Source organism: Maricaulis sp. MIT060901, assembly GCF_047123815.1.
Taxonomy (GTDB): Bacteria; Pseudomonadota; Alphaproteobacteria; order Caulobacterales; family Maricaulaceae; genus Maricaulis.
Window position 1 is genome coordinate 497999 of sequence record NZ_CP138920.1, and the last position, 23066, is coordinate 521064.

A 23066-nucleotide genomic window follows, 5' to 3' on the forward strand; every position below is an offset into this window, starting at 1 on the left:
CTCTCTTAGTGCCTCCATAAATAGCGACTACCGTTCCAAGGCAAGACGGGGCGTCAGTATGGCGCAGGCAGTGGATGAGCTCCTGAACTGAAAAATGAACTGGGCTCGCACACCCGACCGAACCACAGGCACGCCCCCTCGAGAGCGGCTTCATAACACCAATTGTGACATTCCACGTTGTCTCACGCGAGAGAAACTGGCCAGCCCCTACCGTCCGGCGCGGTTACTGTCCGCCGCAGCTTGCCGGATTGGGACATGGGTTAGAGGCCGTTTCACCGCGATATCCGCGCTGCAGGGTTTCGCCAAACCCACGCAGACAGGATTGGTCGCCGCGCGACAACTGTGCGCCATCACGCCAATCCGGTCGCTGCAGCAGGCAGGAACCAGCCGCGTCACCATTCATCGCAGTACCGCCGGCTGCCATCGCCTCCCCGTCGGCGAACATGATCAATTCTACAAGTCCCGGACGGACAACCACCTGATCATCAAATCGCGCAGCAGCATACTCACGCCCCCGTACTGCCGTCAGTGCAGCGTCACTGAACACGCCCTGTGGCTGCTCGAAAACGATGTTGAGATTTTGTGGCTGCCCGGCACGGTCGACATCGAATTGCACCACCACAACGCCGCCCTGGTCGCCGGCACCCGCCGGAAAACTCACGCCAGGAGCGGTCTCAAGCTGCACGTCCTCATAACCGGGCTGTTCGACGAGATCTCTACGCTCCAGCCGGTTCGCCGCCGCATCATAATGAGCGTTCAGCTCGGCATCGATGTCCGCATAGGGTTGTTCACCAAGTTCATCGCCTGAGCTGGCCGCCAGAAATCCGGCGATCGCAGCATAGGACCAGGCGTTCCACAACGTGCTGTCAGAAGCCTCCGCAACCGTCAGCAAAGCCAGGGACATATGATAATGATCCTGCGCCAGCGCCCAGTTTCCAGCCGCGTATTCAGCTTCGCCGAGACTGTAGAACAGTAAACCGTAACGGCCATCGAGATCGCGTTGATCCGCTCGGAAAGCCGCGATTGCGTTCCGCGCGGCGTCACCGGCTGCGGCAACATTTCCGCGCCCTCGCAGGATCCGGGCCCGGAGATAATGCATGTCTGCAGCAATCGGACGGTCCTGTTCGCTAATTCGCGGTCGTTCGGCGAGCGCGCTCAAAGCTGCATCCGCGTGCGAAAGTGCGCTTTCGCTCTGGCCAAAAGCGTCTGCAGCACTGGCAACGAGGCTCCAGCGCCAGGCCCGATCCGAGGCGGAAGCCCCGGTTTCCGAAGCGATCCGGGCCGCAGTCCGCAGCACGTCGAAAGCGATACCGTGGTCACCGTTCTCACTGGCGAGATATCCGTAAATTTCCGCCAGCAAACCCTGTGTGGCCCGATCGACGCCACTTGCGATGGCCGCATTGTAAGCCTCGCCGGCCGCGGCCTGCGCCCCGCGCAGATCTCCCGCCTCCTGGGCAGCTTGATAGCGCAGATACGGCTCTGCAACAGCAGGAGGCAAACCTTGGGACAGGCTGGTTTGAGACAACAGAAGGAAACTGGCCAAGACCAGCCCAAGAAAGGAAATTTTGCGCATTGCCCGCTCCCTAATCATACTCGACCGAACATGCGAAACGCTCGATCGCGGCACCTTCTCGAAAAAAACGAGGCAGGCACCCGCCCCCGTCAGGGCAAAATGATAGCGCAATCATTTCACAACCGGCAAGTCCGGAAAGGCCGTGGACATAGCCTGTCAGGCTGCTCGGTGACCGTTACAGTTGCGTCCTGCTCCCTCACTGAAACAGCAACAAGCGTGCCCTCGAACAGCGGCAAACGCCCCCAAGGCAGGACGGGGCGCCAGTATGGTCCAGGTTGGGGGCTAGTTCGCGAGCTCGAAGTTGAATTGGGTTTCAACACCCCGGCGAACGACCGGCTCGCCATCGAGCGTGGCAGGCTCATAGGTCCAGTTCGAGATCGCGTCGATGGCCGCTTCGTCAAACACCCCGCTTGGAATCGAGAAGATCACACGATGATTGATCGTTCGTCCGCGCTCATCGACGTCAAAGCGAACGGCCAGGAAACCTTCATACCCATTCTGGGAGGCATAGTTGGGGTATTGCGGCGGCCGACGGTTAAGGGCCTGCGCATCAATTGCGCCGTCGCGTGGGCGGAAGTCTTCCCCGTCTTCTTCCGGGGTCGGCAGGTGGAACGGATACGCTTCCAATAACCCTGCCATTTCAGCGTCAAACAGCTCCGCCGCGGCCTGGTAACGTCGATTCTCGCTGTTATCGCTTATTTCTCGCAGCGCTCGTCTACGCGCGTAGCCGGAGAGGACACGAGCTGTCTCCTGTTCAGCTTCCGCCGCGTCTATCTGGACAAACACATCTCGTGCCAGGCGCAGTTTCACCGCCGCCGGCATATAGTTATTGCCGGCCAGCTCATTCAAACCGGCATAAAAATAGGCCATTGCTGTCGCCCGATCGATCGCGCGCTCCTCGCTCTCGATCAAGGCAAGCGCCCGCTCAGCAGCCTCCCCGGCTTGCCGGCGTCGTCCGTTGTCACCGGCCAGGCGCGCCGCAAGCACATGGGCCTGGATGGCGTATTCACTAGCACCGACTGGAAGCGTTCCCGCACGAGCGTACGCGTTGCTGGCGTTTCGCGAACATCGGAACGCATCCCGGTGATCTCCCAAGCGATAGGCCGCGATCGCCGCGTTTTGCCAGCGATAACCAGACATGACGTGATCGTCGTCGGAATTCTCCGCCGCAATCCGCCATGCTTCATAGGCGCGATCAAAATCACCGATAGCTCGCGCGTAGAAGCCTACATTCTCGGCAAGGGTCCCGAGCGTGGCGTCATCAATCCGGGCCTCGCGGGCTGCATCGAAAACGGCCTCGGCTGCCTGCAGGGTGATTGCAGCATCACCACCTTGCTCTGCCTGCTGATAAACAACATAGAGCTGCGCCACATGATCAGGTAGCGGCTCTTGCGCATAGGTCGCCGAGATACCAAACGCGCCGATCAATGCACTCAGACTGATGATGGTGTTACGCATATCGCCCCCGAAAATCGCGTTTCCAGCATGATCCACAACGCCCCTCGATTTGCAACCCAGCACACGGTTTCTCCACCACACATCTTTTCATTGCAACCCGCCACCGCCTCCAAAACTTGACTTGTTCGCACGGCGGATCGATATGCCGCGCATGACTGAGACAGCGATCAAACCCGTACATGTCGTCGGTGGCGGCATGGCCGGATCCGAGGCAGCCTGGCAGCTGGCAAGCGCCGGCGTGCCCGTCATCCTGCACGAAATGCGCGGCGTGGTGGAAACCGACGCTCACAATACGGACGGCCTGGCAGAGCTGGTCTGTTCCAATTCCTTCCGGTCAGATGATCACGAGACCAATGCGGTGGGTGTCCTGCACCAGGAGATGCGCCTGCTCGACTCCATCATCATGTCCGAGGGCGATGCCAATCGCCTGCCGGCCGGCGGCGCGCTCGCTGTTGATCGTGATGCATTCTCCCAGGCCGTGACAGCGCGCCTGGAAGCCCATCCGCTGGTCACCATTGTGCGCGAGGAAATCCCCGCCCTGCCGCCCGAAGACTGGGACAGCGCGATCATCGCGACCGGCCCCCTCACCTCCGAAAGCCTGTCTGCGTCCATCCTCCAGGAAACCGGTGAAGGCGAACTGGCCTTCTTTGATGCCATCGCACCAGTCATCCACCGCGACAGCATCAACATGGACAAGGCCTGGTTTCAGTCGCGCTACGACAAGGGCGAGACCGAGGCTGACCGCACCGCCTATCTGAACTGCCCGATGGATGAGGAACAGTACAACGCCTTCATCGATGCCCTGATCGAAGCGCCCAAGACCGAGTTCAAGGAGTGGGAAGACACGCCGTATTTCGACGGCTGCCTGCCCATCGAGGTGATGGCTGAGCGCGGCCGGGAAACCCTGCGCCATGGTCCGATGAAACCGGTCGGCCTGACCAATCCGCACCAACCGGAGATAAAGGCCCATGCCATCGTGCAATTGCGCCAGGACAATGCCCTGGGCACGCTGTTCAACATGGTCGGCTTCCAGACCAAGATGAAATACGGCGCCCAGACCGAGGTCTTTCGCATGATCCCGGGTCTGGAAGATGCGCAGTTTGCGCGCCTGGGCGGCATTCACCGCAACACATTCATGAATTCGCCACGCCTGCTGGACAAGCAATTGCGGTTGAAGTCAAAGCCGCGCCTGCGTTTTGCCGGCCAGCTGATCGGCGTCGAAGGTTATGTTGAAAGTGCAGCCATGGGCCTGATGGCCGGCAGGTTCGCCGCCGCTGAACGTCTCGGGGAGACCGTGACGCCGCCGCCGGAAACCACCGCCATGGGCGCCCTGATCGAGCATGTCACCGGCGGCCACCTGGACACCGGCAAGGGCAGTTTCCAACCGATGAATGTCAATTTCGGGCTGTTTCCACAGATGGTTGCGCCCTCTCGCGACGAAGATGGCAATCGTTTGCGCGGAAAGGCCAAGGGCGTTGCGCGCAAGAAGCTGATGGCCAAGCGAGCGCTGGAGGACATTGTCGGGTGGCGCGACGGAACATGAATTTCTCCTGTCCCTGATATTGCCTTTTGGAAAGATTAGCGCTCTCCTGCGGGTGACCAACAAGTAATCCGGGGGGAGATGTTGTGATTTATCGCCTGATCAGCGCTTTCGCTAGCCTTTTTGCCCTGTGCGGTGCCGCACTGGCACAGCCGCCTGTGGAGCAGTTTGCCCAGTTGCCTGACATGCAACTGGCAACGCTCTCTCCAAGCGGAGAGAAGCTGGCCTATTTCACCAATTATCGAGGCATCCGGGCTCTGGCCGTTAGCAATCTGGAGACCGGTGAAGCCCAGGTTGCGGACATGTCAAACGTTGACCCGCGTTTCCTGCGCTGGGCCGATGACCGCGTTCTTCTGGTCTCTGCCAGCGTGAACGAAGAGATCCCGGGAATTCGTGGCAGTGTCGACATCTCTTCCAGCTTCTCGATCGATACAGATCGTGGCATGCGCGCGCGTCAGCTGCTGCGCGACAATGACGACCTGGCCTTCAATTTCGGCCTCGGCCGTATCATCGGTGTCGACCCCGAATCCGGTGATGTCCTGATCCCGGCCTACAGCGACGATCGCAGCTACGATCTCTACGCCGCTGATCCGCTCAGCCGTCGTGCGCGCCGCATCGCCCGCGGCCGCAATACGACCCAGGACTGGATCCTCAACGCCAACGGCGAGCCCGTCGCGCGTAACGACATGTCCGAACAGCGTGAAGAACAGGTCCTTGCCGTCAGACGCGGCGACGAGTGGGAAACCGTCAGCCAGACTGAGGATGTCAATCGCCCGGCCTTCAGCGCGGTCGGCCTGCTCCCGGATGGCAATATCGCGATCACGACCACATTCCGCGGCGATGAGGACTCTCAACGCCGAAGCCTCTACGCCATGTCCATGCAGACAGGTGGCATCACCGATACGCTCTTCTCGCACGAGACCTACGACCTGGGAGGTGTTCTGGTAGATCCCTACACCAACGTCGTCAGCGGCGTGACCTATGATGACGAGTTTACCCGTCACATCTGGTTCGATGAGGAATTGGGCAATTGGCAGGCCAGCCTTGAGGCTGCCTTCCCGGGTATGATCGTGCGGATCACGAGCTGGACCCGTGACCGCACAAAGATGACCCTGCAGGTGGAAGGCCCGCGCCAGGCGCCGATGGTCTACCTGTTTGATGCGGAAAACCTGGGCGTATCCCTCGCCGGATCCCAGTATGGCGTGCTGGGAGCAACCCCACTGCCGGAGCGCATGCATATCCATTATCCGGCCCGTGATGGCGAGCAGATCCCGGCCTACATGACACTACCGGAAGGCGAAGGCCCCTTCCCGACTGTGATCCTGCCGCACGGTGGCCCGGCCGCCCGCGATATTGGCGGTTACGACTATCTCGCCCACTTCTTCGCCAGCCGCGGCTATGCCGTGCTGCAGCCGAACTTCCGGGGCTCCTCCGGTTACGGCTATCGCTGGCAAGCTGCCGGTCATGGCGGCTGGGGCACGGGTATCATGCAGCACGATGTCACCGACGGGCTGGAGGCGATGGTTGATGCCGGCTATTCCGACCCGGAACGCGTCTGCATCGTCGGGTGGAGTTATGGCGGCTACGCAGCACTTGCCGGTGCGGCCTTCACACCGGATCTCTATCAGTGTGCGGTGGCCATTGCCCCGGCCACAGACCTGCCCGAGATGGTCAATTTTGTTCGCGACCGCTCCGGACGCAATCACTGGAGTTATGAATTCTGGCGTGAATTCATGGACGGTGATGCCAACGCGGAAGGCAATGCAACACTGATCGCCGTCTCGCCCTCGCGCAATGCGGAGAACATCAACATTCCCGTTCTGCTGATCCACGGTGAAGCGGACAATGTCGTTCCGATCCGCCAGAGCGAGGTCATGGAGCGTGCGCTGGAACGGGCCAATGTGAATGTGGAATTCATCGCGCTGGAAGACGGCGACCACTCACTGACCAACCAGGCCATGCGAGAACGCCTGCTGACCGAGATGGAGAGCTTCCTGGCGACACATCTGAACGACTAAATCGCCACGCACACACAAGAAAGGGCGCGTCCGGTCTCCGGACGCGCCCTTTTTCTTTTACCAACGGGAGCTGAAGCTACCAGCTCAGATCTTCACCGCTGACGTGGAAGAACCGGCCATTCATCGCCGCATTGCCATAGGCGCGTGCGATCAGGTCGAGCTGTCCCGAGACCGATTCCTCGACCGTCAGCAGGCCACCGGCTCCGCCCATATCTGTACGGACCCATCCCGGGTGCATGACAAGGGTGACGATACCGCGGTCACGCAGATCGATACTGAGCGACTTGCCGATCGCGTTGAGCGCCGCCTTGGACGCGCGATAGCCATAGGCACCACCGCTGTCATTATCGGCGATGGAACCCATGCGGCTCGATTGGAGGGCGATGACCTTCATCTCGGACTTGGCGACCTGATCCGCAAAAGCCTCCACCAGCGCAAGCGGTGCGAGCGCATTGACGCGCATTTCCTCGATGAAATGCTCGCATCCGGCCGTGCCGAAACTGCGTGTTTCACCAGACATCATGCCGGCATTGGCGAAGAGCAGATCGATCGGACCGGTGACATTCTCGGCCAGCTTGACCGCCGCAGAAACATCGCTGGCGTCATAGGCGAACAGGTTGAGACGTCCATCGCCCTGGTCGAGCGCCTTGAGTTCAGTGGCTGCGGACGGGTCGCGGACAGCAGCAGAGATCACCCAGCCGCGTTCCAGCAGCTGCCGGCAATGCTCCAGGCCAAGTCCACGATTGGCGCCGGTAATCAAAGCGTGCGGCATGAAAATCTCTCCTGTATCGAATCTGTCACGAAAGTTAGTCAAAAACGTCGCGCTGTCAGCCTTGAAATATGAGTTTTCCAAATGCTGTCCAGCTAGCGCCCGGTCAGGGCGAGCCAGTTCAGCCTCAGCTGACGGCCAAGCAAGGCGGGCTCAGGAGCCATCTCGTAGGGATTGGCCGGCAGACGTTTGAGATAGGACGGCACCAGGCGCACATACCCCAACGCCGGAACGGCCTCGGTGGGGATCGGGCCCAGCACGTTGAAGGCATCAAGCGCGCCCTGACAGGCCGCGCGAACGGGTTCGACGAGACGGGCCGCCTTGTCCTCGCCCAGACCCTGGGCCAACATGGCAGCACTCCCGCCCTCGCTCACCAGCTCATCGCCAGCTACCGGTGCTCGCCCGATACTCGCGCGATGGGCAAAAGCCCTCAGCAGACCGCACAGCCCCCACGCCCGGCCGCCCTGACGCGCCCAGTCATCCGGCAGATCACATTCGCTGACCTGCAGAGCCGAACGCATCAGCGCGCCTGCGGTCTGGTCGACATAGGCGACCAGCTCACCCAGATCGGCGTACGGGCGCGCGGAAACATCATCGAAGCGGGCAGAAACCAGGCCCAGAAGCGCCTCGCGCTGGATGCGGTCGGTCAACCCAGCCAATGCCTCCGGCACCGCATGGCGGCGCACTTTGGGCTCATCGAGATAGAGATCCTCGACCGCATCACGCCACCAGGTCAGTTTCATCTCGCCGATCAGGCTTTCCGACGTCGCTTCGGCAATGCGCGCGACTTCCTGGTTGAAGGCATACAGCGCGAACAACCGCTCACGGATGTCTTCGGGCGCAAAGAGCGCGGATAACCGACGGTCCGGGTCGGATTTTTGTAACAGCGTGTTGAAATCTTCAGCCGACATGTGTGCTCCTGCTGGACAGAACCTTGTTACACCCCATATGCACACCAGCAATGTTTCGCAGCACACCGCTGCGGCTTTCTTCGCATATCAGTCCCCACGCTTGAAACGAGGTCCTTCATGGCTTTCACCCTTCCCGATCTGCCGTACGCCAAAGACGCCCTGGCGCCGCACATTTCCGCCGAGACGCTGGATTTCCACCATGGCAAGCATCACAACGCCTATGTCGGCAAGCTCAACGGCCTGATCGACGGTTCTGAGCTGGCAGATAAATCCCTGGAAGACATCATCAAGGCCTCTGCCGGTGATGCTGCCCAGGCGGGTGTCTTCAACAATGCTGCCCAGATCTGGAACCACACCTTTTACTGGCATTCCATGGCGCCGAATGGCGGCGGCACCCCGAGCGGTGAGCTGGCCGAGCTTATCGACCGTGATTTCGGTTCCCTGGACGCTTTCAAGACGGCTTTCGCTGACGCCGGTGCGACACAGTTCGGGTCCGGCTGGGCGTGGCTGGTTCTGGCCAATGGCAAGCTGGAAGTGCGCAAGACACTGAACGCGGAAACGCCGCTGACCGAAGACGGTGTCACCCCGCTGCTGACCATGGATGTGTGGGAACACGCCTACTACATCGATTTCCGCAATGCCCGCCCGAGCTATATCGACACTTTCCTCGACAAGCTGATCAACTGGGACTTCGCCGCCCAGAACCTGCAGGCCGCCCTCGCCGACGCAGCATAAGGCAACAAGCCGCTCGCCAAGAGCGGCTGGCCGCCCTACTCTCCCCCTCGGTCGATAAAAATATCCCGAGGGGGAATTCATGTTTGCTCGTACAGTCGTGACAGCCGCCGCGCTGGCGCTGTCTTCTGTGTCACCCGTCTTCGCGCTGCAACCCCAGCTGTCCGAGGATGGTTTCAATCCCGCCGCACTTGCCGCGCTGGATGCCCAGCTGGATGCGCTGGCGGCCCAGGGGCACCGCCCGGGCTATGCCGCGATCATTGCCCGGGGCGAGGAAATCATATTCACGTCCGAGGCGGGTTATTCCGATCTGGAAAATGCGACCCCCTTCACCATCGACACACCGGTCCGCATTGCCTCGATGACCAAGCCGGTCACAGTGCTGGCAGCAATGATGCTGGTCGAGAGGGGCGAGCTTGGACTGGACGACCCGGTCAGCGACTACATCCCGTCCTTTGCCGACATGCAGGTCGCCCTTTCCCCCATGGCCAATGCCGACGGACAGATTGAAACCCGTCCGGCCGGCACGGTGATGACCGTCCGCCATCTGATGACCCATACCGCGGGTCTGGGCTACCTGTTCGAAGCCGAAAGTGATCTGGGCCGGCTCTATCTCGAGAACTCGCTCTATGCCGGCGAAGGCAATCTTGAAGCGCGTATGGAGCAGCTGGCGGGCCTGGTACTCTATTCGGACCCGGGAGAGCGCTGGTTCTATTCCTACTCGAATGACGTGCTCGGGCGCGTCGTCGAAGTGGCGTCCGAGACCCCTTTCGAGGACTTCATGGAAGAGCGGATCTTCGAGCCGCTCGGCATGCACTCCACGGGATTCTTCTTTGAGGATACGGATCTGAGCGAAGAGGACATGTCCCCGCTCTACATCCACACCGAGACCGGTGAGATGGTCGAGTTTGAACAGGGCAATCCGGACTGGGCGTCCGGCGGCGGTGGCCTGGTCTCCACGGGCACCGATTACATCCGCTTTGCCATGATGCTGGCCAATGGCGGCGCGCTGGGTGAAGTCCGCCTGATCCAGCCGGAAACCCTGATGCAGATGGGCAGCCCGCAAGTCACGACCGAACAGCTGGGCGGCGGCTGGGGCGCCGCGTCCTACGGCTTCGGCCTCGCAGTCGTGCTTCCTCCGCAGGAGGGTCAGGAACCGCAAGGTGTGCCCGGCGACATCTCCTGGGGCGGCATGTTCGATACCGACTTCTTTGCCAGCCCGGCGACCAGCGTGTCTGCGGTCCTGATGACCCAGATCCAGCCGAGCCCGCACCGTCCGGAGCCGCGCTCCTCGGACGTCTTCCGACCGATGGTCTATGGCTCGATGGTGTTTGAGGAATAGATCACATACAAAAAAGGCCCGCCAACCGGCGGGCCTTCTTCGTTATGTGGGCCGTCGGATCAGCCAAACAGGGTCTGGGCCATCGACATGGCGATCAGCATCGGGAAGCTGAGCAGCGTATTGGTGCGCGAGAACAGCATTGCGGTGCGCGCGGCGGCCGGTTTGGCATCTGCGTCTGCCTCGACAATGCCCAGGGCGATCTTCTGGTTGGGCCAGATCACGAACCAGACATTGAAGGCCATGATCAGCGCCATCCACATGCCGATACCGATGAAGGAATATTGCGGCGTGTAGGCGTCAGCCAGCAGACCAAGGCTCAGCACTTCAACAAGGTAACCGCGCAGGGCAGCGACAATGAGACCGGTCAGGACAGTCGCAGCGGCCCCCCAGCGGAACCAGAACAGGGCGGCCGGTGCGATCACCTTGCCGATCGCCGGTTTCTGCTCGTCCGGGATATTGGGCATGTTGGGGATCTGGACGAAGTTGAAATACCACAACAGGCCGATCCACATGATGCCGGCAACCACATGGGTCCAGCGTGCGATGGCCTCGTAGTTCAGCGCGGTCCCGCCCGCAAGCACATAGCCGACATAATACAGTATCGCGAGCGCCAGCGAGACATGCACCGTCGTGCGAAGATTGGTCAGAATAGCGGCCATGAAATTCCCCTCCCCGAGAATCAACCGATTGCAAGAGGAGGGGAAATTACAACAATTCGCGTGAAACGCTAATCGCCTAGAATTTCACGACGTCGACGTCTTCTTCCGTGGAGCGATTCACATTGGTGAAGAGCAGCAACGGAGCAGCGACGAAGATCGAGGAATAGGTACCGATCAGGACACCCCAGATCATCGCGGCGGAGAAGCCCTGCAGCGTGGCTCCACCGATCAGGTAGAGGGCCAGCAGCGCCAGCAGCGTGGTCACGGATGTCAGAATGGTCCGCGACAGCGTGTCATTGATCGACAGGTTGAGAACCTCCTCGACCGACAACTTCTTGTATGAGCGCAGATTCTCGCGGATCCGGTCATAGACGACGACGGTATCGTTCATCGAGTAACCGACAATCGTCAAAATGGCTGCGACCGTGGCAAGGTCGAACGTCATCTGGGTGATCGAGAAGAACCCGATCGTGGCGATGACGTCGTGTGTCAGGGCCACGATGGCGCCAACCGAATACTGCCACTCGAAGCGGAACCAGATATAGATCAGCATGAAGAAGAGCGCGACCACGATCGCGGTGACACCCTTGACCACCAGCTCGCCGGAAACGGCGCCACCAACGGTCGCTGTACCCAGGATCTGGGCATCTTCAATGCCAGCTTCCAGGCCAGCACGAAGATCCAGAACTGCCTGGTTCTGGGCCTCTTCACCTTCAAGCCCCTCACCTTCCTGGAGCGGCATGGTCACCAGTACGGAGCGACGCTCACCGGCGGCGGCAACCGACGCCTGGATCTTGGACTCGCCCAGCCCGAGACTGTCGGCCACAGCACGGATGTCCTCGACCGGCAGGGCAGTTTCAACGTCCGCCTGAACACCACCGCGGAAATCGATACCGAAATTGATCCCCATCACACCGAATGCAGCCAGTGACCCGATCATCAGGAAAATCGAAACGCCCAACGCCACCATACGGTTGCGAATAAAGGGAATGGTCGTTCCGGACGGCAGGAATTTAACAAGAGCAAAAGACATGTCGTGACCCTCCCTTAAACCGGCAGTTTCTGCGGCTTGGTTGCACGCAACCAGACAACCGCAAGCAGGCGGGAGAAAACAAAGGCCGTGAAGACCGAGGTGATAATACCGATGCCCAGGGTAACCGCGAAACCGCGGACCGGGCCGGCACCGAGCATGAACAGAACGCCTGCGGCGATCAGCGTCGTGATATTGGCATCAAGAATGGCCGCCAGGGCCCGTTGATAGCCCGTCTCGATCGACTTGGCCGGTTTAGAGTTCGGCTTACGCGATTCCTCTCGGATGCGCTCATAGATCAGGACGTTGGCGTCAACCGCCATACCAATGGTCAGAATGATGCCGGCGATACCCGGCAGGGTCAGCGTTGCCCCAAGTCCGGACAACCCGCCCAGGATCAACACCACATTGACCAGCAGGGCCAGCGTGGAGAAGAGGCCAAGAATGCCATAGGCCGCGACCATGAAGACAATCACGAGGCCAAAACCGATCATCACGGCCAGGCGGCCGCTCTCGATCTGGTCCGCACCGAGGCTCGGCGTCACATTGCGCTGCTCGACCGGTGTCAGCGACGCCGGAAGTGCACCGGCGTTCAACAGGATCACAAGGTTCGTAGCCGACTCGTAGGTGTAACCGCCACCGATCACACCGGAACCGGACAGGATCGGCTCATTGATGCGCGGCGAGGAGATCACCTCACCATCCAGTACAATAGCAAACCGGCGACCGCGATTTTGCTGGGTCAACTCACCGAAAACCAGTGAACCCTGCGTATCGAGGCGGAAGCCGACAACCGGGCCGACATAGTTGGGGTGGGTGGTGACACTGGCATTGGCAAGATTATCGCCGGTCAGCGTTGCGCGGCTGTGAACAACCACAAAACCACCGCCGTCACTGGAGGCGACCGGGAAAACCGCGCGCCCCGGGGGAACCCGGGCCTGCCCGTCGATACCCGGATCGATGGTTTCATCCACCAGGTGGAAACTCATGGACGCAGAAGCGCCAACCAGTTCAATGATCGCACGCGGGTCATCGGCACCGGGGACCTGAACCAGCACCCGGCTGTCGCCCTGACGAACGATGGTCGGGTCTGTCGTACCCATGCCGTCCAGGCGACGGCGGATAACTTCAATCGACTGCTGAACCGTACGGCTCTCGATGGCAGCGTATTGCTCGTCCGTGATCCGTGCGCGCACCACATTCGGCTCGTCGGCTCCACCGCTGACCACCTCAAGGGTCTGGTCGATAGAAAAGGCGCCCGGCTGCTGGTCGACCGGTTCGGACAGATCCTGCATGCGTTGCAGAGCGGTGTCGCGATCCTCGGCCTGGACCGTCATGGCCACGACCTCATCGCCGATCACGGCTACAGAACGGTAGATGCGGCGTCCATCGACACGTAGCGCCTGCTCGACATCGGAACGCAATGCCTCGAGCTGCTGATCGCGGACTTCAGCCATATTGACCTGGAAGACGATGTGGGAACCGCCCTGCAGATCGAGACCGAGATTAACCGAACTGCTTGGAATATAGCGCCAGACGCCCTGGGCTTCGTATTCGCCCGCATCATTCAGCTGATACCGTTGTTCATACGGCACGACATTGGGCACGGAAAACAGGACGCCCAAAAGGACGACCAGCAAAATCGTGATGAGTTTCGAAGGCCCGAAGTGCATCATGGCGGACTATCCAATATTCTGGGAAATCAGGACTTTTCGGCGTCGTTCGCAGCAGCCGGAGCGGTGCGATTGCGGACGTCGAGAACGGTCGACTTGACCACCTTGACCTTGACGCCTTCGCCAACATCAAGGGTGACTTCGCCCTCAGCAACCTTGGTCACCTTGCCGATCATACCGCCCTGCGTCACGACCTCATCACCCTTCTTCAGGCTTTCCAGCAAAGCCTGGTGCTCTTTCTGGCGCTTCTGCTGCGGACGGATCATGAAGAAGTAGAGGACCGCAATCATCAGGCCGAACATGATGATTGTTTGCGTCATTTCCGGTGTCATTTGAGCGTAAGCTCCCGCTATTGTCTGCTGCCGGACAGAATCCGGCCCAAAAGAAGTTGGCCGGGACTATATCGGTGTCCCGGACACTTGCAACAAGGCCAAGCGGTTATTGATTTTCGTTCATCAGCGTCACGGCGCTTTTTGGCATCAGCGCAGATGCGCCATCGGGTCTTCCGGATTCACGCCGCGGCGGATCTCGAAATGAAGCTGCGGACTGTCCACTGTGCCGGTTGAACCGGCGCGCGCGATCACCTGGCCACGCTCGACCTGGTCACTCTCGCGCACCAGCAACTGGCTGTTATGCGCATAGGCAGTAACATAGCCATTGGAGTGACGGATCAGCACCAGCTGACCATAACCATCCAGCTCACCACCCGCGTAAACGACCTGGCCGGCTGCAGACGCCCGCACCTCGGCACCGTGGCGAACCTCGATATTGATACCGTCATTGCGACCGCCCTCAGACGTGCGGCCGAAGCTGGAAATCACCCGGCCACGGATCGGCCAGTCAAAGCGCGGGGCATTGGCGGCCGGCTCGGACCGTTCAACACGGGCGTTGCGGGTATTGCGTGAGGTATTGCTGGTGGAACGCGTGCTGGACGCAGAGACATTGCTGGCACGGGCACCAATCGGCAAACGGATCTGTTGACCGACTTCCAGCTCGTAGGGTGCACCGATGCCATTGTGGCTGGCCAGTTGCTGGAAGGGAATATTGTAGCGAAGGCCAATACGGTAAAGGTTCTCGCCCCGCTGTACGACATGCACAGGCGGGCGCGGCATATCCAGGCGCTGGCCAACCCGCAGCGTATAGGGGCGGTTCAGGCCATTGGCCTCGGCCAACTCGCGCATGGGGACACCGCAATGCTCGGCCACCTCGGACAATGTATCGCCCCCGCGCACCTCATAGCCATTGCGACAATCGCGGCGCACCACGGCACCGGACGCCGTCGTATAGGGCGAGGCATTGCGATACTGGACCCGTGCCGGCTCACGAATGCTGGTCGCCGCACAAGCCGACAGGCTGGCGCTCAGCGCAGCAAAAAGGCTTATGACAACGGGCAGACGCATGGGTTCGGACGGATCTCCGGATGAACAGTTACAGCCCATCAAGCCAGAGAAGTTTTAACCAGCGGTTATCCATAGGCAGGAAAGCGCGTTGTGATTCGAATATTGAATCACCGGCTACACCCTGGCTCACATCGCCTTGGCGACGCCCTTTACCAGCGGCACGAAACGCACCGTCATCAGATCCGTCTCAGTAATCTGACCGTCCTGTTTGTCGTAACGCACAAGGATCTGCTCCTTGTCACGATCCACAGGCGCGACGGCGATGCCACCATCCTTGAGCTGTTCCAGGATCCTGTCCGGGCGTTTGGGCGCCGAGGCGGTCAGGATGATGCGATCAAATGGCGCCTGTTCCGGCCAGCCCAGCGAGCCGTCACCGATGCGTGTGACGATATTGTTGATGCCCTGCCCGTGGAACCGTTCCTCGGCGATCTTTGAGAGGGTGCGATAGCGCTCGACCGAATAGACACGCCTTGCCAGCTTGGAGAGAATGGCGGCCTGGTAGCCCGACCCGGTCCCGATCTCGAGCACCTTGTCGCGGTCGCCGATCTTCAGGGCCTGGGTCATCAGACCGACGATCAGCGGTTGGGAGATCGTCTGGCCACAGTCAATCGGCAGCGGCCGGTCATCAAAGGCCTGGTCGGAGAAACGTTCCGGAACGAAAACCTCGCGCGGTGTCCGCTCCATCGCCGCCAGAACAGCCATATCCGTTACCCCGCCACCGCGCAGCGACATCACCAGCTGGATCATCCGGGGATCAGGAAACGACATCGACCAGCCTTCTCAGCGTCAGGATTTGGGCGGCACGCCACCCAGCATGCTCTTCAGATTGCCGAGAGTCTCGCCGTGTGTCAGGTCCATGTGAAGCGGCGTGACCGAGATCTTGCCGTCATAGATGGCTTTCAGATCGACACCCTCCGGCGGGTTGGACAGCTTGCCGTGGAAATCCAGCCAGTAATAGTCGACCCCGCGCGGGTCCGTGCGTTTCTTGGCATGCAATATGTGCTGGTCGCGCTGACCCTGACGGGTCACCTCGACCTCGGTGACATCATCCGGCGGGCAATCCGGGAAATTGACGTTGATCAGCACGTGTTCCGGCCATTTCAGGTCGAACAGGCGGCGCAGGATGGGCGCGGCATAGGTCTCGGCGGTTTCCCAGTGGATCGTTGAATCGATCTTGAATCCATAGGCCTGGCTCAACGCCACGGACGGAATGCCCAGCTGCATGCCCTGCATGGCACCGGCCACCGTACCGGAGAACGTCACATCCTCCGCGATGTTCTGACCACGATTGACGCCCGACAGGACCAGGTCCGGCTGGCGATCCGGGATCAGGTCCTGGATGCCCATCAGCACACAATCCGTCGGCGTACCGGTGACCGAGAAACGCCGTTCATCCCACTGACGTACCCGCAAGGGCTGGTGCAAGGTCAGCGAACGCCCGGCCCCGGACTGCTCCTCGTGCGGCGCCACGATCCAGATATCATCGGACAGCTCGCGGGCGATCTTCTCCAGCGATTTCAGGCCATGGGCACGGATACCATCATCATTGGTCAAAAGGATGCGGGGATTGTCAGGGATCATGGCGGCCTCGTCGGTTGTCCGGGACTGGTTCTAGACCAATTTGTCCGCATGGCCATCGCATCGTCTGCGGAAAACTTGTTGGCTCTCCGGCTTGTGATATCATGATACATCATGATGGAACTCACGAGGTCAGCATGACAGTCCAGCGAGAGAAGTTTGCAACCCAGCTCGATAGCGCCTTACTGGCGGAGTTGCGCGACCTTGCAAAGGCCGAGGGTCGACAGATCCAGACGCTTGTCGAAGAAGCCGTTGCCTCGATGCTCGAAAAGAAGCGTGCGGGATCCAAGCGCGAGCGCGCCATGGCCTTGCATGAAAAGTCGATGGCCAAATACGACGCACTTTACAAAAAGCTGGCCGAGTGATGCGGGACTATCTCGAGGTCGAACTGGTCCTCGAAATCCACGCGGCCCAGATCGCTCGGTTTGGAGGCGCCAGGGGATTGCGTGACCCGGGTCAGCTCGAAGCCGCGCTACACCGCCCGCAGACCGGATATTATCGCGACATCATCGAGGAGGCCGCCGCACTCTGGGAAAGCCTGTCCCAGAACAACCCGTTTGTTGACGGAAACAAGCGCACCGCATTCGCCGCCATGGACATTTTTCTGGGGCTCAACGGCTATGAACTGACTGCCGATGTGGAGACAGCAATCACCTTCATTCTCGACCTCTACGAAACCGGCACATTCAGCTTCGAGAAACTTGAGCCCTGGCTGCGCGAACACGTGGTTTTGCCGGCCGAATAAGCTGTCTGCTCCTTAACTTGCTGCCTTCCCCAAGTCTGCGCCCATACTGGCGACAAAGGGAGAAGATCATGACTATCCAGCGGTTCCCCGGTTCAGTTCCGGGGCGGTCCCGCATCGTCGTTCATAACGGCCTCGTCTACACCGTGGCCACGGCCGCCTCGGACAGCGAGGACATCGCCGAACAGACCCGGCTGTGTCTGGCCTATCTGGACAAACATCTGCACGAAGCGGGCACCGATCGCTCCGGGCTCCTGCAGGCCACCGTCTACCTCTCCGACATGAGCCACAAGCCGGGCTTCGACGCAATCTGGAGAGACTGGATCGGCGGCCGGGAGAACTGGCCTCAACGGGCCTGTGTGGGCGCGCAACTGGCAGGGTCTGACCTGGTGGAGATCGTGGCTGTGGCGGCGGTGGCGGATTAGCGACGTGCGCCGTTCCCGTAGTCGGATCAGAACGGAAGTCCGAGATTTCCTAGAACGGTAGAAAAGCGCCCAAAACGATCAGGACAGCTCCTGCCCAGACGAGATTGATGGCCGGTCCGGTTGCCCCCCTGGCCGTGTTCAAGAATTCCCGCTCTTCTTCTGTAAACTCATCCAGCTTCCAACGTCCCATTTGCAGCGGGTGAAAATAGCGAACTCTCCCGCTACCAATATCGACTCCGTGCTCGGGAAACTGGCTCCTCAACAACTTTTCGTACCAGAGAGAAACGATCAGATAATAGGTGCAACCCAGAGCAAGCACGCCCCACCCAGCAATCGTAACCATCAGGAGCTTCCCTCATACTCACCCGGCGCCCCACGCCACAGGCAGATCGAGCGCGGCATCCCGGCAAGCACACCCACGCCGATCGCGCCCCAGACTGCCCAGACAGCCTCGATTGGCCAGACCTGCAAGGCGGCATAGCCGGCAACGGCAAACAGGAAGAATTCGACCAAGAGGCGGATCGGGCCCGGGGTCGGGATGATGACATGTTTCTTGTCGCCCCGCGTGGAGAAAACCGCCGGCAAAGCCACGAGGCAGACGAGCGCGATCGCGGCGCCCGGCCAGCCATAGACTGCAAACACGGCCCACGGTCCGGCAATCCAGGCGACAAGTTCGAGAATGAAGCGGGTCAGGGAGGAGACGATATTGTCCCGGTTATCCAGCCCTGTCACCATGATCAGGCCTCGATCATCTCCAGCCCGCCCATATAGGGGCGCAGGGCTTCGGGGATGGTGATCGAGCCGTCTTCGTTCTGATGGTTTTCCATCACCGCCAGCATGGCCCGGCCGACAGCAACGCCGGAGCCGTTGAGCGTGTGCAGGAAGGCCGGACGTTTCTCGCCCTCCTTGCGGTAACGCGCATTCATGCGGCGCGCCTGGAAGTCACCGCAGTTCGAACAGGACGAAATCTCGCGATAGGTGTCCTGGCTCGGCAGCCAGACCTCAAGGTCGTAGGTGCGCTTGGCGGAGAAGCCCATATCGCCCGTGCACAGCAGCATGACGCGATACGGCAGATCCAGCAGCTGCAAGATCTTTTCCGCACAGCCGGTCATGCGATCGAGCTCTGCCTCGCTCTCTTCCGGCGCGACGATGGAGACCATCTCGACCTTCTGGAACTGGTGCATGCGGATCATGCCGCGCGTATCCCGGCCAGCCGAACCGGCCTCGGCGCGGAAACACGGCGTGAAGGCCGTCATGCGCATCGGCAGAGCGGTCTCGTCATGGATGGTGTCGCGCGCCAGATTGGTCAGCGGCACTTCTGCGGTCGGGATCAGCCAACGATCATCCGTCGTACGGAAGAGATCCTCGGCGAACTTGGGCAATTGCCCCGTGCCGAACATGGCCTCGTCGCGCACCAGGAAAGGCGGGCTGACCTCGGTATAGTTGTGCTGGGTCGTGTGCACATCGAGCATGAATTGCGCGAGCGCGCGTTCCAGACGGGCCAGCGGGCCTTTCAGGGCGACAAAACGCGAACCGGACAGTTCGGCCGCCTTTTCGAAATCCATCTGGCCCAGGCCCTCACCGAGATCGACGTGATCGCGCGGCTTGAAATCATAGGATTTCGGCTCGCCCCAGCGGCGCACTTCGGCGTTGTCCGCCTCGTCCGCGCCTTGCGGCACACCGTCTTCCGGCAAGTTTGGCAGGGCTGCCAGGTGTTGATTGAGGGCTTCGCCGAAATGGCGCGCCTCCTCGCTGGCTTCTTCCAGCACCGTTTTCAGGCGATCGACCTCGCCACGCAGACGATTGAACTCGTCCTCATCGCCCTGGGCTTTTGCCCGACCGATCTGTTTGGACAGGGTGTTGCGCTCGGTCTCGGCTTCCTGCTGGCGCGTCTTGGCCTCGCGCACCTTCTTGTCCAGATCGATCAGGCGACCGGACTGGGCCTCAAGCGAGCGTTTCGCCAGGCCAGCATCGAATTGGGCAGGTTCTTCACGGATCAGCTTGATATCATGCATGGGTTCAGGTCCGGACGGAGGAAAATAGTGACGCGGCTATAACCCTGCCCGGCGGGCAGGTAAACCGATCAGCTGTCGGATGAGGATTCTTCTTCGCCCTCGAGCTTTGGTTCCATGAGTTTCATGGCCCCGATCGAGAGGAAGTAGAGAGCCAGCAATGCACCACCGAGCAGGATCTGCGAGATCGGGTCCGGCGGCGTGGCAAAGGCAGCAAACAGCGCAATGCCGACAACAGCGAAACGCCAGCCATTGAGCATGGTCGTGGAACGCACGATCCCCGCCTTGGCCAGCAGCATCATCAGGATCGGCATCTGGAAGGAGATCCCGAACACCAGCATCAGCGTGGTGATCAGGTTCATGTAATCCGAGACGTTCAGCAGGAGCTCGATGGAGAGCCCTGTATCCGCGCCTACCTGTTCCTGGCCCAGCGAGAAACGCATGACCATCGGCAGGACGATGAAATAGACAAAGGCGACGCCCAGACCGAACAGGATCGGCGACAGCACCAGGAAGGGCGCAAAGGCACCCTTCTCATTCTTGTAGAGACCGGGGGAGACAAACTCGTAGATCTGCCAGGCGATGATCGGGAAGATCACCATGATGGCACCGACCAGGGAGAGTTTGAGGCGGACGAAGAAAAACTCCAGCGGTGCGAAGAAATTCGCCGTCAGATCCAGTTCGTCCACAGGCACGCCACGGGTCGCCGAAGCGGCTTCCTGATAGGGCAGCAGCAAGAGCTCGTACAGCGTGGTCGAGAAGGTGAAACAGCCGACGAACCCGACCACCAGAAACGCGATGACCAGCAACAGGCGCTGGCGCAGCTCCACGAGATGCTCCATCAACGGCGCGCGGCTGGCCTCGACCTCGTCCTCTTCGATATGGGACATGGCTATTCTTCGTCTTCCGGAGCGATTTGCGGCTTGGGTGCCGGCTTGTTCACAGGCTTGGACATTGGCTTGCGCGGATGCGCCGGCGGAAACGGGTCCGCCTTGGCCATTTTCAGCTTGCGGATCTCGTCATTCTGGGCTTCCAGCGCGACCTGGTCGATCTCGCCCTTGATCTCTTCGATCGGATTGGCGTTTTTCAGGGCCTCGATTTCCTTGCGCAGCTCGTCGAGCTCGGTCTGGCGACCGATTTCGTCGAAACTTGCCTGGAATTCCTTGGCCATGCCACGCGCCTGCGCGACCATGCGACCCACACGCCGCATGAGAACAGGAAGCTGCTGAGGGCCGACCACGACAAGGGCGAGGACCAGCACCACCAGCATTTCCGGCATGCCGATGCCGGGGCTCATGGCTTAGCTCCCGGTTTTTTCGTCGTCGCGGCTTTCGTCGCGAATGGCAGAGGTGTCTTCGGCGTCGTTTGCCGTTTCGTCCTCATCATCCTTCAGACCCTTGCGGAAACTGGTGATGCCCTTGGCGAAATCACCCATGACCGCAGCGATCTTTCCGCGCCCGCCGAACAGGACGGCAGCGAGAAGAACAACAAGCAGGATTTGCCACATACCCGGAGCCATAAAGCCCTCCGTCTAAACCATTTGAAACAGGTCTAAAGCAGTTGTGGCGCGGCGTCCAACCCCTCAATCAGGGTGTTTCGGTTTCCGGGGTCTCATCCTCGGCCATGAAGTCTATGTGGAAGGCGTGGGCCTCCTCTTCATCCATCGGGTCTTCCAGCAGGGATTCCTCGATATGGCGCTCCGGGTCCGGCACGGTGAAGTCCGGTGGCACGCGCGGATCCAGCAGGCCGGCGGCCTTTAGGTCGGTCTGGCCCGGCAGGTCGCCAATCGTCTTGAGCCCGAAATACTCTAGAAAAAGCGGCGTGGTGCCATAGGTCACCGGGCGCCCGGGCGAGCGACGGCGGCCACGCGGGCGCACCCAGCGCAGCTCGAACAACAGATCCAGCGTACCCTTGGACACCGCGACACCACGGATCTCCTCGATCTCGGCCCGCGTCACGGGCTGGTGATAGGCGATAATCGACAAGGTCTCGAGCGCAGCCTGGGAGAGTTTGCGCGGCTCCTGACGCACCTCGTTGAGCACTTCAGCGAGGTCCGGCGCGGTCTCGAAACGCCAGCGTCCGCCAACTTCAATCAGCCGCACGCCCCGCTCGGCATAGTCTTCCTGCAGCATTTTCAGCAGGGACGGGATATTCGCTTCCAGTGGCAGACGGCCGATCAGCGTCTCCTCGTCCAGCGGCTCGGCCGCCGCAAAGAGAAGCGCTTCCAGGATGCGCATGTATTTGCGCTCGGTGTCGACTGCGAGGCGCAGGCCCAGCGTCTGGGCGACATCTTCTTCCGTCTCGACCGGGCCCTGATGAGCGGCCTGGGCCTTCAGAGCCTCGATGGCCTGGGAAATCGGGTCTTCCGGGGCGCCCTGCTCGTCGTCACTCATCTTTTCCCTCATCCCGCTTCTCGCTCCGGACAAAGAGCGGTGCGTAGGCCTCGCGTTGTCTGAGACGCGCGCGGCCTTCTTTTGTGATCTCCAGAGCAGCAAGCATCGAACTGGCTCGCACGGACCGCCGCGGCGGCGGGTCCTCGCCCAGCTCCTGCTCCTCCGGCAGAAGGCTATCCAAATCCTGCCAATCACGCACTTGCGGGATCAGCCCCTCCAGCCTGCCTCTTGCAGTTTCCAGGCCATACACCTTGGGCACGTATGGCCGATAAGTGGATCGCGCCTGGAGCGAACGACGATGGGCGTAGGCTTTCAAAAGATCATACAGCTCAGCCTCATAGACGACCGAACGGGTGGACCGCACACCTTCCGGCATGCCGCGCATCATCACATCGCGTTGCGCAATGGGACGGGCATACAGCGCCTCGCCGGCGGCTCGCATCGCCTCGAGACGGCGCAGGCGAAACGCCAGGGCCGCTGCCATCACCTCGGCCGGAGCCTCCTCGTCATCCTTCTTGGGCTTGGGCAGAAGCAGCTTGGATTTGAGGAACGCCAGCCAGGCCGCCATCACCAGATAGTCCGCGGCCAGATCCAGGCGCAGCCGGCGGGCCTCGGCCATGAAGGCGAGATATTGCTCGGCAAGTTCAAGAATGGAGATTTTGGCGAGGTCGATCTTCTTCTTGCGCGCGAGCGCCAGCAACAGGTGTAACGGACCTTCAAATCCGTCCACATCCACGACAAGAGAATCTGTCTCGGCCTCTTCTGCCGCCTCAAAGCGGAGGTCTTCCTCGAAGTCGTCGCTCACATCCTG

The 23066-nt window shown here is 60.7% G+C and carries 26 protein-coding genes; 7 read left to right on the forward strand and 19 right to left on the reverse strand.

Annotated elements, in window-relative coordinates; genetic code table 11:
* Positions 1-223: 223 nt before the first annotated feature.
* Both SIC17_RS02500 and SIC17_RS02505 read right to left on the reverse strand, forming a co-directional pair.
* Positions 224-1573, reverse strand: coding sequence for an energy transducer TonB (locus SIC17_RS02500; RefSeq protein ID WP_412546296.1), 1350 nt, complete (start codon positions 1571-1573; stop codon positions 224-226).
* 282 nt (positions 1574-1855) lie between these two features.
* Positions 1856-3031, reverse strand: a complete 1176-nt coding sequence (locus SIC17_RS02505; protein WP_291893363.1) for an energy transducer TonB — start codon at positions 3029-3031, stop codon at positions 1856-1858.
* Between the two features lie 142 nt (positions 3032-3173).
* Here SIC17_RS02505 and trmFO point away from each other — a divergent pair, with 142 nt between their 5' ends.
* Both trmFO and SIC17_RS02515 read left to right on the forward strand, forming a co-directional pair.
* Complete coding sequence (gene trmFO, locus SIC17_RS02510; protein ID WP_412546297.1) at positions 3174-4574, forward strand: methylenetetrahydrofolate--tRNA-(uracil(54)-C(5))-methyltransferase (FADH(2)-oxidizing) TrmFO; 1401 nt, start codon at positions 3174-3176, stop codon at positions 4572-4574.
* Between the two features lie 83 nt (positions 4575-4657).
* Positions 4658-6589 carry an alpha/beta hydrolase family protein gene (locus tag SIC17_RS02515; protein ID WP_412546298.1) on the forward strand — a complete coding sequence of 644 codons (1932 nt, stop codon included), beginning with the start codon at positions 4658-4660 and terminating at the stop codon, positions 6587-6589.
* Between the two features lie 76 nt (positions 6590-6665).
* Here the strand turns inward: SIC17_RS02515 and SIC17_RS02520 are convergent, their stop codons facing one another.
* Positions 6666-7361 (reverse strand): SDR family oxidoreductase, encoded by a 696-nt coding sequence (locus SIC17_RS02520; RefSeq protein WP_412546299.1) that lies wholly within the window; start codon positions 7359-7361, stop codon positions 6666-6668.
* 92 nt (positions 7362-7453) lie between these two features.
* Positions 7454-8269 (reverse strand): squalene/phytoene synthase family protein, encoded by an 816-nt coding sequence (locus tag SIC17_RS02525; protein ID WP_412546300.1) that lies wholly within the window; start codon positions 8267-8269, stop codon positions 7454-7456.
* A 117-nt stretch (positions 8270-8386) separates the two neighbouring features.
* Between SIC17_RS02525 and SIC17_RS02530 the strand changes: the two genes are divergently transcribed.
* Positions 8387-9004 carry a superoxide dismutase gene (locus SIC17_RS02530; RefSeq protein ID WP_291893371.1) on the forward strand — a complete coding sequence of 206 codons (618 nt, stop codon included), beginning with the start codon at positions 8387-8389 and terminating at the stop codon, positions 9002-9004.
* 79 nt (positions 9005-9083) lie between these two features.
* A complete protein-coding gene (locus SIC17_RS02535) occupies positions 9084-10343 on the forward strand; it encodes a serine hydrolase domain-containing protein (RefSeq protein WP_412546301.1) in 1260 nt (419 codons plus the stop codon).
* Between the two features lie 59 nt (positions 10344-10402).
* Here the strand turns inward: SIC17_RS02535 and SIC17_RS02540 are convergent, their stop codons facing one another.
* The 7 genes from SIC17_RS02540 to surE form a co-directional block, all read right to left on the reverse strand.
* Positions 10403-11002, reverse strand: a complete 600-nt coding sequence (locus tag SIC17_RS02540) for a urate hydroxylase PuuD (protein ID WP_412546302.1) — start codon at positions 11000-11002, stop codon at positions 10403-10405.
* Between the two features lie 76 nt (positions 11003-11078).
* On the reverse strand, positions 11079-12035 hold the full coding sequence (gene secF / locus SIC17_RS02545; protein WP_291893377.1) for a protein translocase subunit SecF: 957 nt from the start codon (positions 12033-12035) through the stop codon (positions 11079-11081).
* A 14-nt stretch (positions 12036-12049) separates the two neighbouring features.
* A complete protein-coding gene (gene secD / locus SIC17_RS02550; RefSeq protein WP_291893379.1) occupies positions 12050-13708 on the reverse strand; it encodes a protein translocase subunit SecD in 1659 nt (552 codons plus the stop codon).
* A gap of 26 nt (positions 13709-13734) precedes the next feature.
* Positions 13735-14025 carry a preprotein translocase subunit YajC gene (yajC, locus tag SIC17_RS02555; protein ID WP_291893381.1) on the reverse strand — a complete coding sequence of 97 codons (291 nt, stop codon included), beginning with the start codon at positions 14023-14025 and terminating at the stop codon, positions 13735-13737.
* 159 nt (positions 14026-14184) lie between these two features.
* The gene (locus SIC17_RS02560) at positions 14185-15105 is read right to left on the reverse strand and encodes a M23 family metallopeptidase (RefSeq protein WP_291893383.1); all 921 of its coding nucleotides are present in this window, start codon (positions 15103-15105) and stop codon (positions 14185-14187) included.
* A 126-nt stretch (positions 15106-15231) separates the two neighbouring features.
* A complete protein-coding gene (locus SIC17_RS02565; protein WP_291893385.1) occupies positions 15232-15873 on the reverse strand; it encodes a protein-L-isoaspartate(D-aspartate) O-methyltransferase in 642 nt (213 codons plus the stop codon).
* Between the two features lie 18 nt (positions 15874-15891).
* Positions 15892-16686 carry a 5'/3'-nucleotidase SurE gene (gene surE / locus SIC17_RS02570; protein ID WP_412546303.1) on the reverse strand — a complete coding sequence of 265 codons (795 nt, stop codon included), beginning with the start codon at positions 16684-16686 and terminating at the stop codon, positions 15892-15894.
* Positions 16687-16820: 134 nt separating this feature from the next.
* Here surE and SIC17_RS02575 point away from each other — a divergent pair, with 134 nt between their 5' ends.
* From SIC17_RS02575 to SIC17_RS02585, 3 genes are all read left to right on the forward strand, one after another.
* The gene (locus SIC17_RS02575; RefSeq protein WP_412546304.1) at positions 16821-17048 is read left to right on the forward strand and encodes a hypothetical protein; all 228 of its coding nucleotides are present in this window, start codon (positions 16821-16823) and stop codon (positions 17046-17048) included.
* Positions 17048-17428, forward strand: a complete 381-nt coding sequence (locus SIC17_RS02580) for a type II toxin-antitoxin system death-on-curing family toxin (protein ID WP_291893388.1) — start codon at positions 17048-17050, stop codon at positions 17426-17428. The genes SIC17_RS02575 and SIC17_RS02580 overlap by 1 nt, the downstream gene beginning before the upstream one ends.
* Before the next feature lie 68 nt (positions 17429-17496).
* The gene (locus SIC17_RS02585) at positions 17497-17850 is read left to right on the forward strand and encodes a RidA family protein (RefSeq protein ID WP_412546305.1); all 354 of its coding nucleotides are present in this window, start codon (positions 17497-17499) and stop codon (positions 17848-17850) included.
* 49 nt (positions 17851-17899) lie between these two features.
* Here the strand turns inward: SIC17_RS02585 and SIC17_RS02590 are convergent, their stop codons facing one another.
* From SIC17_RS02590 to SIC17_RS02625, 8 genes are all read right to left on the reverse strand, one after another.
* The gene (locus SIC17_RS02590) at positions 17900-18193 is read right to left on the reverse strand and encodes a hypothetical protein (RefSeq protein ID WP_412546306.1); all 294 of its coding nucleotides are present in this window, start codon (positions 18191-18193) and stop codon (positions 17900-17902) included.
* A complete protein-coding gene (locus tag SIC17_RS02595; RefSeq protein ID WP_412546307.1) occupies positions 18193-18585 on the reverse strand; it encodes a hypothetical protein in 393 nt (130 codons plus the stop codon). Before SIC17_RS02595 ends, SIC17_RS02590 begins: the two co-directional genes overlap by 1 nt.
* A gap of 2 nt (positions 18586-18587) precedes the next feature.
* Positions 18588-19865 carry a serine--tRNA ligase gene (gene serS / locus SIC17_RS02600; protein WP_412546308.1) on the reverse strand — a complete coding sequence of 426 codons (1278 nt, stop codon included), beginning with the start codon at positions 19863-19865 and terminating at the stop codon, positions 18588-18590.
* 68 nt (positions 19866-19933) lie between these two features.
* Positions 19934-20752, reverse strand: coding sequence for a twin-arginine translocase subunit TatC (gene tatC / locus SIC17_RS02605; protein ID WP_412546309.1), 819 nt, complete (start codon positions 20750-20752; stop codon positions 19934-19936).
* A 2-nt stretch (positions 20753-20754) separates the two neighbouring features.
* Positions 20755-21159 (reverse strand): Sec-independent protein translocase protein TatB, encoded by a 405-nt coding sequence (tatB, locus tag SIC17_RS02610; protein ID WP_291893397.1) that lies wholly within the window; start codon positions 21157-21159, stop codon positions 20755-20757.
* Between the two features lie 3 nt (positions 21160-21162).
* Entirely contained in the window at positions 21163-21381 is a 219-nt protein-coding gene (locus SIC17_RS02615; protein WP_291893398.1) for a twin-arginine translocase TatA/TatE family subunit, read from the reverse strand.
* A gap of 67 nt (positions 21382-21448) precedes the next feature.
* Positions 21449-22255, reverse strand: coding sequence for an SMC-Scp complex subunit ScpB (scpB, locus tag SIC17_RS02620; RefSeq protein ID WP_412546310.1), 807 nt, complete (start codon positions 22253-22255; stop codon positions 21449-21451).
* On the reverse strand, positions 22248-23060 hold the full coding sequence (locus SIC17_RS02625; RefSeq protein WP_291893402.1) for a segregation and condensation protein A: 813 nt from the start codon (positions 23058-23060) through the stop codon (positions 22248-22250). The genes scpB and SIC17_RS02625 overlap by 8 nt, the downstream gene beginning before the upstream one ends.
* Positions 23061-23066 lie beyond the last annotated feature (6 nt).